This is a genomic window from Limisphaera sp. VF-2, assembly GCF_049537125.1.
GTDB lineage: Bacteria > Verrucomicrobiota > Verrucomicrobiia > Limisphaerales > Limisphaeraceae > Limisphaera.
Genome location: NZ_JBMVQY010000001.1, coordinates 618,194 through 632,341, shown reverse-complemented (window position 1 = coordinate 632,341; position 14,148 = coordinate 618,194). Strand labels below are relative to the sequence as shown.

The following is a 14,148-nucleotide window of genomic DNA, read 5'->3' as shown; positions in this document are numbered from 1 at the left end:
AGGGGGCAGGCCAACGGGTTGCCAGGTCAAAAAAGTTCCGGTTGCGCTGAACCGCCGCGCGCGGGTGAAGAAGCCGCGCCGGCTTCTTCCAGGAGTCGCCGGAATTCTGCCTCGTTGAGCACGGGCACGCCCAGGGCCCGGGCCTTGTCGAGTTTGGACCCCGGATTCTCGCCCGCCACCACATAGTCGGTGTTTTTGCTGACCGAGCTGGCCACATGACCTCCCGCCTGCCGGATTCGCTCGGCGGCTTCTTCGCGCGTCCAAGCCGAAAGCGTGCCCGTCAGCACAAAGGTCTTCCCCGCCAAGGGGCCCGTGCCGGCCCGGCCCGGAGTCGAGCCTTTCGGGCGGATCCCCAGGGCGCGCAGGCGTTGCAGCACCCGGCGTCCCAAGGGGGAGGCAAAGTACTCCAGCACACTGCGGGCGGCGACCGGCCCGACCTTGGTCACGTAAGCGGGCAGCGGACCTTCGGATCGGGCGGCAGGGCGGGCGAAGCCGGCGGCCATCAACTCGCGGCCAATCTTTTCAACCTCCGCCCGCAACGCCTCGAACTTTTCGGCGCGATGCCGTCGCTCCGCTTCCGTCCGGGGCGGGTTCTTGCGCGAGTTGGGATTGAGGGCTTCGGCCTCCGCCCAGGCCTCGTCCAGCCGCACCACGCCGCGCAGCAGAGGCGACTCGGCCACGCTCTCCAGATCCGGATGGAACGCGGCGATGTCATGGGCGGTGACCTCGCCCACATTCGGGATGGCCAGAGCGAAAAGCCAGCGGGCCAGAGGCAGCGTCCGGGCTCGTTCCAGCGCTTCCAACACCTTGCGGGCATTTTTCTCGCCGAAGACCCGGGGGGCCTCCTCGGTGCCCAGGTTCAACCGCGCCAGCGTCTCGAGGTCCAGGTCGAACAGGTCCAGCGGCTCGTCCACCAGCTTTCGTTCCACCAGTTTCTCGGCCACAATGCCGCCGATGCCCTCGATGTCCAGGGCCTTGCGCTGCGTGAAAAACTCCAGGCGACGGATCTTTTGGGCGGGACAACCGGCGATGTTCTGGCAACGCCAGGCCACCTCTTCGCCTTCTCCGGTCGCCACTTTCTCCTTGGCGATGGGCCCGCCGCAGGCCGGACAGCGCCCGCCCACGTGCGCGTAAAGGTCGAACGGCCTGGCATCCGGCGGGCGTTTGCTCTTGACCACCTCCACCACTTCCGGGATGACCATGCCCGCCTTGCGGATGACGACCGTGTCCCCGATGCGGATGTCTTTGCGGCGGATCTCGTCCTCGTTATGCAGCGTGGCCCGCGAAATGGTGGAGCCCTGCACGAACACCGGCTCCAGTTCCGCCACCGGCGTCAGGACCCCGGTCCGCCCCACCTGCACGGTGATGCCCTTGAGCACCGTCTCGGCCGGCTCGATCCAGTGGATCGGTTTGTGCACGATGGCGTACCCCGGGGCACGCGCCTTGGCGGGAATCCGCGGCCACAGGGAGAGGTCGTTGACCTTGATGACAATGCCGTCGATTTCGTAGGGCAGGCGGCGACGCAGATCACGTTCTTCATCGTAATCGGCCACCACCTCGCGCCGGTAGATCTCCAACAGATGCTCCACGTCCCGGCAGAGCCACCAGTACGGTTGCGTGGGGAGACCGAACCGGCGCAACGACTCCAGCACTTCTGCATGGGTGCGGAACTGGATGCCCTCACAGAGGCCCAGTCCGTAGAAGACGGCGCGCAGGGGGCGCTGTGCGACCAGGCGCGGATCCAACAGTTTGAGGGTGCCGGCCGTGGCGTTGCGGGCGTTGGGGAACGGTTCCTCGCCGGCCTGCTCGAGCTGGCGGTTGAGTTTTTCAAAGTCCGCTTGGGCCATGTAGGCCTCGCCGCGCACTTCGAGATACGCCGGCGGATTGCGGACCTCAAGGACCAGGGGAATGGAGCGAATGGTCCGCAAGTTGGCCGTGATGTCGTCGCCCGCGGTGCCGTCGCCGCGCGTCACCCCCAGAACGAAACGACCCTTCTCGTAGTGCACGCTGATGGAGACGCCGTCCACCTTGGGCTCCATCACATACTCGAGCCGCTCGCGGTGCAGCAGCTTCCGGAGGTTCAGGTCCCAGTTCAGCAATTCACGCAGGGTGTTTTGGTCCTGGCGCTGCTTGCGCCGCGCCTCGTCCGGCTCCTCGGCCCGCGTGGGATGATCCGCGGGCCGCAACTTTTCCAGCGAGAGCATGGGGATGCGGTGCTGGACCCGGCGGAATCCTTCGAGCGGGGCGCCCCCGACCCGCTGCGAGGGGGAGTCGGGCGTCACAAGCTCGGGAAACTGTCGCTCCAGGTCCAGCAGTTCCTGGAAAAGCCGGTCGTACTCGCGGTCGCTGATCGTGGGGCGCGCCTCCACGTAATAGGCGTGGTCGTGGGCGCGGATCTCGGCCACCAACCGGGCATGACGGGCACGTGCTTCGGCAAGGGTCATGGTACCTGGGCGCAGCTTGCCGCGCGGCTTCCGACGGGGCAAGCGCGAACCCGAGTCGGCCCGGGCGCGCGCCGCGAAGTCGGGCCTACGGAGCTTCGGCCGGCGCGGGGGCCGGCACCTGACGCGCCACTTTCGCCACCTCGGCGGCGGGCAGAATCACCGCCGTGGTGCGGTCGGCGTGCATGCCCAGCAGGGACGATCCGCCACTGGCGCCGGGAACACTGCGCATGACGCAGAGACCCAACACCCGACCGTCCAACAGGAACGCCGGGGATCCCAACGTGGTGGTGGTGATCGTGTCGTCCGGGACATAGAACAGTCGCGGTCGTTGCACCACCGCGCTGATCCGTTCGTAGGAGGCCGCGTGGGCGCGCCCGCCCGCCCGTCCCAGCCTCGTGATGGTGATCACCGGTTCCAGCACCTCCGCCGTACCCGCCTGGTCCAGGTCCACGTGGGGCATGGGCCGGGCCGGCGGGGCTTTGGGCCGGATGAAGACCAGGTCCAGGTCGCGGTCGCGCAACACCACCTCCGCTGCCAGATCCGAACCGTCCTCCAGCAGGATCTTCACGTCGGTGATCTCCGAGTCCATCTTGAATCGGGATTCCTCGTCTCCCAGGCCGGCCATCAGGTTGCCCAGCAGGCTGGAGGGATCGGTGGCGGCGAGCGAAAGCACGGTCAGACCCGAGGGCGCGATGACGGTGCCGGTGGCTTCCTGGCGGGTTTCGCCGCTGGTCTGGCTGCGCCCGCCGAGGCTCATGCGGGTTTTCAAGACGATTTGGACGGTCACGACCGCCTGCCGGTGTTTTTCAAAGACGGGTCGGCCCAGCCGGGCAATGTCATCGGCCGGGGCTCGAAAGACCGAGCAGGTGAGACTCAGGACCACCAGGGCCAACCAGGAGCAGATTCGGGGAGGCATAACGTTGGGGGATCACCGATCCCATTTGGGTTCCAGTTCGAGATAACGCGTGTGAATGCCCCGCAACACTTTGAAGATGACGGGGCTTCGACGGGCCGCCGCGGCCTGTTCCAACCGTTGTCGAAGCGAGTCCACGTCCGTCACCGGCTGACCATCGACCTCGACGATCAGATCGTCCACCAGGAGCATGCCCAGATCGGCCCAGCCCCCGCGCCGCACCTCGGTGACGCGGACGCCGGTTTGATCTTCGGGCCACTGTTCCTCCGCCCGATCAAAGAAGGAGAGGTCGCGGGCGGTGAATTCGAAATCCGGGTTTCGATAGGTCTTCATTTCGCGGGGCAGCCGCGGCGAGGCCACCAGTTCGACCGGGACTTTCAGGGTTTGGCCGTTGCGCAAAAGGGTGAGGGTGACGGTGCTGCCGACATCGTACTGGCGGACGAGTGCGCCCAGTTCGTCGGCGTGTTCCGCGCTGCTGGCGGTCAACGGTTCGCCGTCCACCGCCACGATCAAGTCGCCGACCTGCAGACCCGCCCGCGCCGCGGTGGAGCGGGGATACACCCGGGTGATGTAGAAACCGCGCAGGTCCGGCCGCCCCAGTTGCTGCGCCAGCGGCCGCGTCAACACCTGCACTTCCACGGGCAGCCACGCCTTGGTGACCTCCCGTCCGGGATCTTCCAGCTCCGTAATGCCCAGTCGCACGACCGTGAGAAACCGCTTGTCGCCGCGCTCAAAGGTGGCGAGTACCGGCACGGGATCGGCGCGGCCCTGGGTGAGCTGCTCGGTGTGGCGCACGAGGTCTGCCAGACAGCGCACCGGTTGATCGTTGACCGCCACCAGCACATCTCCCTCATCGAGCGGCGGCCGCGCATCGCCGGCGGGCCCGCCGGCGCGCACGGAGGTGACCGCCACCCCGTTGGTGTCCGGCCGTTTCATCTCGCGCGCGGACAGGGGCGTCAGATCGCGGGCGGTGATGCCCCAGGCCTTCAGTTCCCGCGGCCGGGCCAGGAACTCGCCGCGTTCCGCGGGCACGACGTGAAGCGTGATCTCCCGCCCCGCGCGTTCGACCACACAAGGCACCGACTGGCCGATGGGCAGGCTGCAGACCAGTCGCATGAATTCCGGCATCTGTTCGTCGAAGCGAACATCCACCGGCCGGCCGGCAAGCGCCACGAGCAGGTCCCCTGCCTGCAGTCCGGCCTGCTGCGCGGGCGAATCCGGCAACACCCCGGCCACCAACACGCCCCGGCTGGCCTCGGAGCGTTTGAAGCGCGGCTGTACGTCCATGCCGAGCCAGCTCCGGCGCACGCGTCCCTCGGCGATGAGTTGTTGAGCAATCTCGCGGGCCAGGTTGATCGGGATGGCCCCGCTCAACCCCAAGCGCATCTCGTTGATGCCCACCACTTCGCCCTGCAGATTGACCAGGGGCCCGCCCGAATTGCCGCCGAAGATCGGGGCGTCATGCCCGATCCATTTCACCAGCGACCCCACATCCTCGCCATCGAGTCGCAGGCGCGCCGAGGGGCCCATGAACCGCGGCATGATCATTTCCGTGTTGCTGACGATGCCCAGCGTCACCGATTGCGACAGGGCCATGGGACTGCCCATGGCCAGCACCGGATCGCCCACGCGCAGGCGGCTCGAGTCCCCCAGCCGGGCCGGCGTGAAGCGCATCGGACGGTCGGGTTTCAGCTTCACCACGGCGATGTCGGTCAGTGCGTCGGTCCCCACCAGTTCGGCTTCGACCTCCTCCAGATTCCAGAGGGTGCAGAAGATCCGCGTGGCCCACCCGGCCACGTGATGGTTGGTGATGAGGTAACCGTCCTCCGTAATGATGACGCCGCTGCCCACGGATTGCGTTTTTACCTCGCGCCCGTCCACGTAGTCCGTGCTGACCACGCGAAGGCGAACCAGAGAGGGACGAAGTTGGGCGGCCACGCGATTGAGCTGGGCCTGGGTCAGCGTGGGCTGCCGGGCGGGCGTCACGCAGCCCGTGGGCAGCAGACCAACGGCCAGAATGCATACCAGCGCCTTGAAACGGCAGCCGGCAATGCGTGGTGCGGGCCAGCGGCTCATGCGCCCGTTTTAGCGGCCGCCCCTGGCAATGCAAGCCTGAAGGGCCGCGAGCGAACCATCTTCCGGCGCATTTCCGGTCCTGAACACTTCCCGCGCCCCGGGGATTGCAGGCGTCCTCGACGTCGCAATGCCGAGGGCAAACGGCCCTTGCTCGGGGTTTCCGAGTCCGCCGCTCGACCATCAGACGCGCCCAGTACTCCCGCAACCGGGCTGCTGCCCCACGAAAGGCGAGCGCGGGCGGCACGGTTTCCCAAGGAACGGGCTTTTTCCGGTCTCGGGACCGCTGCGAAAGGTGCCTGCGGCGTCGTTGACCGATGAAAGCCGTGGCGGCTGAAGGGTGGGGGAGGGCTTGACGAATCCCGGGGGAGGGGTATGGTCATGGTGCCGTTTCGTGGGGGCGATCCGGTTTCGACCTGGCCCGGACGCCAGAGGCGGCATGCCGAGGACGATGCGTTGGCCTCGTTAATCATCGCATCAAAAGAAAACTGCTAACGAAGAGTTGGCTCTCGCGGCCTGAAGTTGCCGCGACGTTCGCCGGCTGACGCCTGCTGGGCCGGACGAACGCCATAGCAGGCTGGGATCTGCGCGGAGACGGCGCGCGCGGGTCCGAGATCCTTCCCATGCTGTCTGGGGCAGTCGGATGCGGGTCCGCAGGCGACCGGCTGCCGACACCTACTGCGGACTAAGCATGTAGTCGCGGCTGGCTACCGAGTCAGGGACGGGGGTTCGACTCCCCCCGCCTCCACCATTGTTTTTTCCGGCAGTTCGTTTTCCCCACAAGGCCGATCGGGTCGCGTTCATGCCGTCCGCCCTTGGGAGGCCGATCTTATGCCACCCGCGGCCCTCCAAAGCCCGCACCGGCTCCGCCAGCTGGGGATCCCCGTTTTCGTTCTGTGCGCGCGCCGGATGGGCGGCGGGCATGGTTTTGCGAAACTCTCCCGGGCTGCGAAAAGGCGACCGACGGACCAAAAATGCCCGTCCGAAAACGTATCGGCTCCCCGGACGGGCCGCTGGGGCCGGCCGGGAGGAAAGCGACGAAGCTCAGCGCGCTTTCAGTTGCGTCCAGGCTTCATCGTACAGGCGCAGCGCCGGACCGAGGTCGCGGAGATACTCCAGCCGCGCGAACGCCTCTTGCGGCGGATAAATGGCCGGATTGTGAAGGTCGGCCGGGTCAAGGAAGGGCCGGGCGCCCTGATTGGAGGAGGCAAAGCGCGTGAACCTCGCGATCCTCGCGGCGTTGCGCGGGTCCAGGACGAAATTGAGGAACTGCTCGGCCAGTTCCCGGTGCGGCGCCCGCGCCGGAATGGCCAGGCTGTCCACCCACAGAACGCTGCCCTCGCGCGGCAGCAGGTAAACCAGGTTGGTGTCCATTTGCATGGCCCGGGCGGCCTCGCCGCTGTACACGATGGCGACGCGCACGGCACGACTGAGAACCTTGTTCATCCCGCCGACGCTGCCGTCGAAGCCCACGGCGCGTTTTTTTGCTTCCAGCAAAAGATCCCGGGCCCGCCGCAGGTCGGCGGCGTTGGTGCTGTTCAGGCTGGCGCCCTGGTAACGGAGGGCGGCCGCGAAGAGGTCACGGGCCGAGTCGATCAACACGAAGGGGCCGGGCTGGAGCGCGGGGTCGAACAGCAGCCCCCACGTATCGGGCAGGCTCTGCCCGGGCCGCGGCCGGGCCAGCAGTCCCATCGTGCCCCACAGGTACGGTACCGTGTAGCGCAGCTCCGGATCATGCGCGGGACGACGGAACTGCGGGTCCAGGTGAACCAGGTTGGTGAGCGATTCGTGCCGCAGCGGGGCCAGCAGTCCGCGCCGGATCATCACGGGCACCACGTTGTCGCTGGGCACCACCACGTCATAAAGCTTGTCGCCCCCGCTGAGCATGCGGGCCAGCATGCTCTCGGTGTCCTCGTAGAGGTCCATGATGACGCGACACTGGTACTGTCGCTCGAAGTCGGACACCACCGCCGGGTCGATGTACTCGGACCAGATGAACAGTCGCAATTCCCGGCGCGCGGCGGCGGATTCTCCGGCGCCCAAAAGGAAGGGGCAGAGGAGGAGCAACGCTCCGAACACCGGGTGCACCCGGACCAACGACAAACCGTGTGGCTTCATGAGGGAATGGGTGGTTTCCGATACAGGGCGGTCAGTGCCAGCGTCAACACCAGCGCCGCGAGGATCAGCAACGAAGACAGGGCATGGATCTCCGGGGACAGTCCGCGCTTCACCGAGGCGTGGATGAGGATGGGAAGGGTGGTCGCCCCGGGGCCGGTGGTGAAAAAGCTCACCACGAAGTCGTCCAGACTCAGGGTGAAGGCAAGCAGGGCTGCGGCCGCGACCGCCGGACTCAGCAAGGGCAGCGTCACGTGGCGAAACGTTTGCCAACTGGTGGCCCCCAGATCACGGGCAGCCTCTTCCAAGGTCGGATCCAAACCGGCCAGCCGTGCCCGCACGACGATGGCCACGAACGGGATTTGGAAGGTCACATGCCCCACGATCATGGCCGGCATCCCCGGCTCGAGACCCAGACCCAGCTCTTGTGCGGTGGCCACAGCCAACAGCAGCCCCACGGCCAACAGGATGTCCGGTACGAACACCGGCACCGATAACGACCTTTCGATCCAGTCCCTTCCGGGAAACCGCCATCGAGTCAATCCATAGGCCAGGGATGTGCCCAGGAACGTGGCGATCAGGGTGCTGACCGAGGCCAGGATCAAGGTGTTGAGGACGGCCTGCAGGGCGGGCTGATTGTGGAGCAACTGCCGGTACCAGTGCGTCGTGAACCCGACCCATTCGGTTCCGAACCGGGCGGCATTGAAGGACTGGACCAGCACTGCCAGCAGCGGCGCGTAGAGAAAGAGGTAGACCCCCATCACCCACCATTGCGCGGGCCAGCCGGTGAATCCGTGGCGCGTTCGGGGATGTCGGGTGTTCATGGGCGATGCGTTTCCTGTCGGGCTGCACTGCGCGCGCGCCACGCCAGCGCCAAAAGCATCAAACCCAGCGTCGCGGTGGCCAGCGCCGCGCCAAACGGCCAATCCCGGCTCGGGCCAAATTGCTGCTGCAGCAGATTGCCCAGAAACGCAAGCTTGGCGCCCCCCAGAAGATCAGGAACCACGAATTGTCCGGTGGCCGGCAGGAAGACCAGGATCGAGCCGGCGGCCACCCCCGGTCGCAGTTGGGGCCAGACGGCATGGCGAAAGGCCTGCCAACGATTGGCTCCCAGGTCCATGGCCGCTTCCACCAACGTCCAATTGAGTCGCTCCGCGGCCACGTAGATCGGCAGCACCATGAACGGCAAAAAGTCACAGACCATGGCCGTCAGCACAGCGCCCCACCCGGGGTACAGCCCGGCGCCCGACTGCCCGATGCCCACGGCGTTCAAGAGCCGGGTCAACGGGCTGTCCGGAGAAAGGAGCACCTGCCAGGCGTAGGTGCGCACCAGGAAATTGGTCCAGAACGGAATCACCACCAGCGTCAGAGCCATGAGTTGCCACCGCCTCGGCAGTCGGGCCAACCAGAGGGCAAGCGGCAGGGCGCTCAGCAAACAAAGCAAGGTGGTGGCGGCGCCCAACAGCAGGCTCCGACCCAGCACCACCGGATAGAACGGGTCGAAGCCAAGCTCTCCGAAGCCGAGCAACCTGCGGTAATTCTCCCAGGTCAGAGGCGGCGCAACCTCGCCGTCGGGACCGCGGCTGAAAAAGCTCATGACCGCCAGGCCGAGCAGGGGGAACAGAAAAAACAGCAGCATCCAGAGCACGGGGACGCCGCAGACAAGCGCAGCGGGCCCGAGCCCCTGTCGGAGCGGAGTGTCCGTGCCCGTTCGGTCGCAGACGGGGGATCCGCGCGAGACCGGGGCGCAGGGTGCGACGTAAGACGGCTCAGTCATCGAGGGGAATCAACGCTTCCGGCGGCAGTCGGCAGATCACGCGTTGCCCCGGCTGACAGGCCGCGGCCGGGCTTGCGTCGTTGGGGAGGGAGACCGTCAGGGTGCTTTGATCGGGCAGCACAACCCGGTATTCGACCGCGGCTCCCGTGTACACCCTGTCCTGGATGCGCGCCACAACCTGGTTGGGCAATGGCTGCCGCAAGGGGCCCGCGGGCAACAGCTGGATTCGTTCCGGTCGGATGGCCAGCGTGACGCGGTTGCGGCAGGAGACCCGGGGAGGAGTTTCGATCGTCTCCATCCTCCCGGTGCGGGCTCCGGGGGGCCGCACCTCCAGGAGTCCCCAGGGCGTGTCGACCCGCCAGTCGAAGGCGCTTTGCGGCAGGCACTCTCCCTCGATCAGGTTGCACTGGCCGAGAAACCGGGCGACGAAGCGGTTGCGCGGCTGCTCGTACAGTTCCCGGGGCGTCCCCAGTTGTTCAATGCGGCCGGCGCGCATGACCGCCACGCGGTCGCTCAGCGCCAGCGCTTCTTCCTGGTCGTGAGTGACATGAAGGAACGTCAGCCCGAGCCGACGCTGCAGCTGGCGCAGTTCGGTTTGGAGCTGGCGCCGCAGTTGCAAGTCCAGGGCGCCCAGGGGCTCGTCCAGCAACAGCACCAGAGGTTCGTTGACCAGGGCGCGCGCCAGGGCCACGCGTTGTTGTTGACCCCCGGAGAGTTGAGCGGGACGGCGATGCTCCAGCCCCTCGATCTGCACCAGGCGCAATGCGCTCCTGACCCGCTCCTCCACGTCGCCCGCGGCCACCCCCTTCATGCGCAGTCCAAACGCCACGTTGTCCCACACGTTCAAGTGAGGGAACAGGGCGTACGACTGGAACACCGTGTTCACCGGACGGCGGTGGGGCGGTGTGCGGGTCATCTCCACGCCGTCCAGACGCACCCACCCGGCGTCGGGCCGGTCCAGTCCTGCCAACACGCGCAAAAGGGTGGTCTTGCCGCACCCCGAGGGGCCAAGGAGGGAAAAGAACTCGCCCTTGCGAATCGCAAACGACACACCGCTCAGAGCGGTCACGGAACCGAACCGCCGCACCAGATTCTGACATTCCACCGCCGGGTGCGGCGGTTCCGGTTCTGCGCCCGCGGCCGGCTCCGAGCTCGCCACAGTCAAGGTCTCCTGCTGCACAAGCTGATATGTAGCAAACCCGGCGCGATTGCCAATAGGGGATCGAAGGACCGCCCCCGGATCGGCCCGGCGGGCGCCTCCTACGCCCCTGCAAGGGGCTCGATCCGACCGAGAGGCCGGCGGCGCGGCGGCCTGGGGCAAAGGATTCTTGGTAGGGCCAGCCGCGTGGCGACCCCGGCTTTCGACGGTTCTGCGGATTTCATGATCCGGCGACATGCTTTTCCGAGCGGTTGGTGCCGATGGCCCGTCCACCCACCGGCATTGAGCTGTTCGGTGGCGGGCTGCGGGTGTTGGGACGAGCCGGACCAACGGGAGGGAGGGCACCGGGCGTGGGGATGGGCCGACGCGCTGGTCGAGGACCCGGGCCACAACTCGCAGGAGGCCCGGAGGCGATCCACCCGGCCGCACCCGGTGCGAGCAGCGTTGACAGCCACGGCCCCGGGCCTTCGCGGCCGGGTTTGGAGATTCGAGAGACCGCCTTGCTCCGGGCACAGAATTGGAGTAAGAATGGTCGCCTGCGGCGCGGCCGCAGGCCCGAGCGACATTCGCAGCAATTGCCGGACTGAAACCCTGAAGCGCTGTGGAGTCGGGCAGGGACGCACTCCGGACCGGGGCCGGGCGCCGGAGCGCGCCGGGTCGGAACCGACCGGTGAAAGAGCTTTACACAGCGGAGGCGGCGGGCCTAGGTTTGCCGTGGAAAACGCGTTATGGATTGGAAGAAAAAGACGATCGACAGCTTCAAGCTGCACGAGCGCGACACCGGGTCGGCGGACGTGCAGATTGCGCTCTTGACGCAGCGGATCAACCATTTGACGGAGCACCTGCAGAAAAACAAGAAGGATCACAGCTCGCGTCGGGGGTTGTTGATGATGGTCAGCCAGCGGCGACGCCTGCTGGACTACTTGCAGCGGACGGCGTACGACCGGTACGTGGCGATCATCAAGAAGTTGAATTTGCGTCATTGACCCGGAGCGGTGTTGCACAGGCCGGCCCGCGCGTCGTGGGGACGCACGGGTCGTCGCATTTTCCGAAGCCAGCTTTCGGGATGAAGCGCGCGAGCATCCCGCAAGCCGGAGGACACATGCCTCGCGCAGAACCCGGCCCCGTTGCCGCGGGCAATTTCCCTCAGGTCCGAACGCACGGCGGGCTTGATGGAAGTTTCTCGGCGGCAACGGTGGCCTTCGCAACCTGGACATGCATACACAAGTGACGGCCCTGGTGGGCGAGGCGCCCATCGTGATTGAAACGGGCAAGATAGCCAAGCAGGCGGACGGCGCCGTGACGGTGCAGTTGGGCGAAACCATCGTCATCGTTGCCGCCGTTGCCGCCACCAAACCGCGAGAGGGAGCGGATTTCTTTCCGCTCACCGTGGATTATCGGGAGAAGGCCGCGGCTGCGGGGCGATTCCCCGGGGGATACTTCAAGCGGGAAGGCCGCCCCACCGAGAAAGAAATCGTTACCTCCCGCATGATCGACCGGCCGATCCGGCCGTTGTTCCCCAAGGGTTGGTTCAACGAGGTCCAGGTCCAGGCGATTGTCCTGAGTGCGGATGGCCAAAACGACCCGGACGTGCTGTGTGTCAACGGGGCCTCGGCGGCGCTCATGGTCAGCGACATTCCGTGGGCCGGACCGGTCGCAGCAGTGCGCATCGGCCGCATCAACGGCCGGTTCGTGGTCAATCCGACTCATGCCGACCTGGAGCGCAGCGACCTGGACCTGGTCTATGTCGGGACCGAAACCCAGGTCATCATGTTCGAAGGGTCCGCCAAAGAGATCAGCGAGGCGGACTTCAACGCTGCGTTGCAGTTCGGCCAGCAGGCCATCCAGCCCCTGATCGCCGCCCAAAAGGAACTGGCCGCCAGGGCCGGCAAACCCAAGCGACCCATCACCGTCCAGGTGGTGCCGGACGAAATCCTCAATCGGGCCCGTGAGCTGGCCGGAGATCGCGTGGTCCCCGCCCTGTTGACCCCCGGCAAGCTGGCCCGGGAAGCCGCCGTCAACGCCCTGTTCGAAGAGGTTTGCCAGAAGCTCACCGAGGAATTCGGCCCGGAAAAGATCACCGAGTTTGTCCGGCGCGAAGTCCAATACCACATCCAACGCGCCGCCATCCGCGACCTGATCCTCAACGAAGGAAAACGCCTCGACGGCCGTGCCATGGACGCGATCCGTCCCATCTCCTGCGAAGTGGGCCTGCTGCCGCGCGCCCACGGCTCGGCCCTGTTCACGCGGGGCGAGACCCAGGCCATGGTGCTGGCCACCCTGGGCACGGAAGAAGATGCCCAGGAATTCGACGCCTACACCGGCGGCGCCACCGAGAAACGATTCATCCTGCATTACAACTTCCCGAACTTCTCCGTGGGCGAAACGGGCCGGATCACCGGACCCGGCCGGCGGGAGATCGGCCACGGAAACCTGGCGGAGCGTTCCCTGGCGCCCTTGCTGCCACTGGATGACTACCCGTATGCCATCCGGGTGACCAGCGAGATCATGGAATCCAACGGGTCCACCTCGATGGCCACCGTCTGTGGCGGCTCGCTGGCGCTGATGGACGCGGGAATTCCGCTGCAGCGGCCGGTGGCCGGCATCAGCATCGGGCTCTGCACCGAGTACGACGCGGAGGGTCGCCTGACCCGGTACCAACTGCTGACCGATATCATCGGGGCCGAAGACCACTTCTGTGACATGGACTGCAAGATTGCCGGCTCCGAGCGGGGCATCACCGGGTTCCAGCTGGATCTCAAACTGCCCGGGCTGCCGTTGTCCGTCATTGCGGAGGCGGTGGAACGCGCCCGCGTGGCCCGACTGGCCATCCTCCAGGAGATGAACAAGGTGCTCTCGGCGCCGCGCCCCGAACTCAGCAAATACGCCCCGCGTATTCTCACCCTCAAGATCGATCCGGAAAAGATCGGCACCCTCATCGGCCCGGGCGGCAAGAACATCAAGAAACTGGTGGAAGAATCGGGTTGCGAGATCGACATCGACGACGATGGCACCGTGCGGATCTACTCCGTCTCGCCGGAGGGCATGCGCATCGCCAAGGAGGCCATCGAAGCGCTCTCGGCCGAGGCCGAAGTGGGCAAGATCTATCGGGGCCGCGTGGTCACCATCAAGGACTTCGGCGCCTTCGTCGAGTTCCTTCCGGGCAAGGACGGGCTGGTGCACATCAGTGAACTGGCCAACTTCCGCGTCAAGAAGACCGAGGACATAGTCAAGATCGGCGATGAAATCTGGGTCAAGGTGCTGGGCGTGGACGAGAAGGGTCGGGTGCGCCTCTCTCGAAAGGCGGCCATGAACGAGCGGGACGCGCAGATGGCGGCTCAGGCCGGGGGAACCACCGGCTCAGCGGGCTCCGGCACGGCGCCCGCCGAGGGATCCACCGCGGCCGGTCCCGAAACGCCTGCGGCCTCCGGCGAGCCTGCAGCCGCGGCGGCCACCCGGCCGGCGCCCGCCCGCAGTCAGGAATCCCGGCCGCAGCGTCCGGAGCATCGCGAACGTGGCCAGCGCCAGGAGCGTTCCCAGTCCCGCCAGCGCCACGGCAACCGGGGCGGTCACCGCGGTCGGGACCGTCGTTGAAGCGGGGTTCCCGACAAACTTCCAGCCCGGACAGGCGGACCTGTCCGGGCTTTTCGCTTTCCGGGATGCAGAC

9 protein-coding genes and 1 other RNA gene are annotated in these 14,148 nt (G+C 66.7%); 3 read left to right on the top strand and 7 right to left on the bottom strand.

All coding sequences use genetic code 11. From position 1 onward, the window contains the following. Positions 1-26: 26 nt before the first annotated feature. The 3 genes from ligA to ACPDIT_RS02230 all read right to left on the bottom strand — a co-directional run bounded on the left by ligA (position 27) and on the right by ACPDIT_RS02230 (position 5,433). Complete coding sequence (gene ligA / locus ACPDIT_RS02240) at positions 27-2,444, bottom strand: NAD-dependent DNA ligase LigA (protein WP_423441157.1); 2,418 nt, start codon at positions 2,442-2,444, stop codon at positions 27-29. An 85-nt stretch (positions 2,445-2,529) separates the two neighbouring features. Continuing rightward, positions 2,530-3,360, bottom strand: coding sequence for a trypsin-like peptidase domain-containing protein (locus ACPDIT_RS02235; RefSeq protein ID WP_423441155.1), 831 nt, complete (start codon positions 3,358-3,360; stop codon positions 2,530-2,532). Between the two features lie 12 nt (positions 3,361-3,372). Further along, positions 3,373-5,433, bottom strand: a complete 2,061-nt coding sequence (locus ACPDIT_RS02230) for a PDZ domain-containing protein (RefSeq protein WP_423441153.1) — start codon at positions 5,431-5,433, stop codon at positions 3,373-3,375. 393 nt (positions 5,434-5,826) lie between these two features. On the opposite strand from ACPDIT_RS02230, the gene ssrA reads away from it, so the two are divergent. After that, positions 5,827-6,181: a transfer-messenger RNA gene (gene ssrA / locus ACPDIT_RS02225) on the top strand. 293 nt (positions 6,182-6,474) lie between these two features. Here ssrA and ACPDIT_RS02220 read toward each other — a convergent pair. From ACPDIT_RS02220 to ACPDIT_RS02205, 4 genes are read right to left on the bottom strand one after another with little or no spacing between them, the layout of a single operon-like run. Next, positions 6,475-7,548 carry a polyamine ABC transporter substrate-binding protein gene (locus tag ACPDIT_RS02220; protein ID WP_423441151.1) on the bottom strand — a complete coding sequence of 358 codons (1,074 nt, stop codon included), beginning with the start codon at positions 7,546-7,548 and terminating at the stop codon, positions 6,475-6,477. Beyond that, the gene (locus ACPDIT_RS02215) at positions 7,545-8,306 is read right to left on the bottom strand and encodes an ABC transporter permease (RefSeq protein ID WP_423442559.1); all 762 of its coding nucleotides are present in this window, start codon (positions 8,304-8,306) and stop codon (positions 7,545-7,547) included. The genes ACPDIT_RS02220 and ACPDIT_RS02215 overlap by 4 nt, the downstream gene beginning before the upstream one ends. A gap of 59 nt (positions 8,307-8,365) precedes the next feature. Continuing rightward, entirely contained in the window at positions 8,366-9,322 is a 957-nt protein-coding gene (locus ACPDIT_RS02210; protein ID WP_423441149.1) for an ABC transporter permease, read from the bottom strand. Continuing rightward, a complete protein-coding gene (locus tag ACPDIT_RS02205; protein WP_423441147.1) occupies positions 9,315-10,502 on the bottom strand; it encodes an ABC transporter ATP-binding protein in 1,188 nt (395 codons plus the stop codon). The genes ACPDIT_RS02210 and ACPDIT_RS02205 overlap by 8 nt, the downstream gene beginning before the upstream one ends. 707 nt (positions 10,503-11,209) lie before the next feature. Between ACPDIT_RS02205 and rpsO the strand changes: the two genes are divergently transcribed. Together rpsO and pnp are read left to right on the top strand one after the other, a co-directional pair. Beyond that, complete coding sequence (rpsO, locus tag ACPDIT_RS02200; RefSeq protein WP_423441145.1) at positions 11,210-11,467, top strand: 30S ribosomal protein S15; 258 nt, start codon at positions 11,210-11,212, stop codon at positions 11,465-11,467. A gap of 229 nt (positions 11,468-11,696) precedes the next feature. Further along, positions 11,697-14,075 carry a polyribonucleotide nucleotidyltransferase gene (gene pnp, locus ACPDIT_RS02195; protein WP_423441144.1) on the top strand — a complete coding sequence of 793 codons (2,379 nt, stop codon included), beginning with the start codon at positions 11,697-11,699 and terminating at the stop codon, positions 14,073-14,075. Positions 14,076-14,148: the final 73 nt, after the last annotated feature.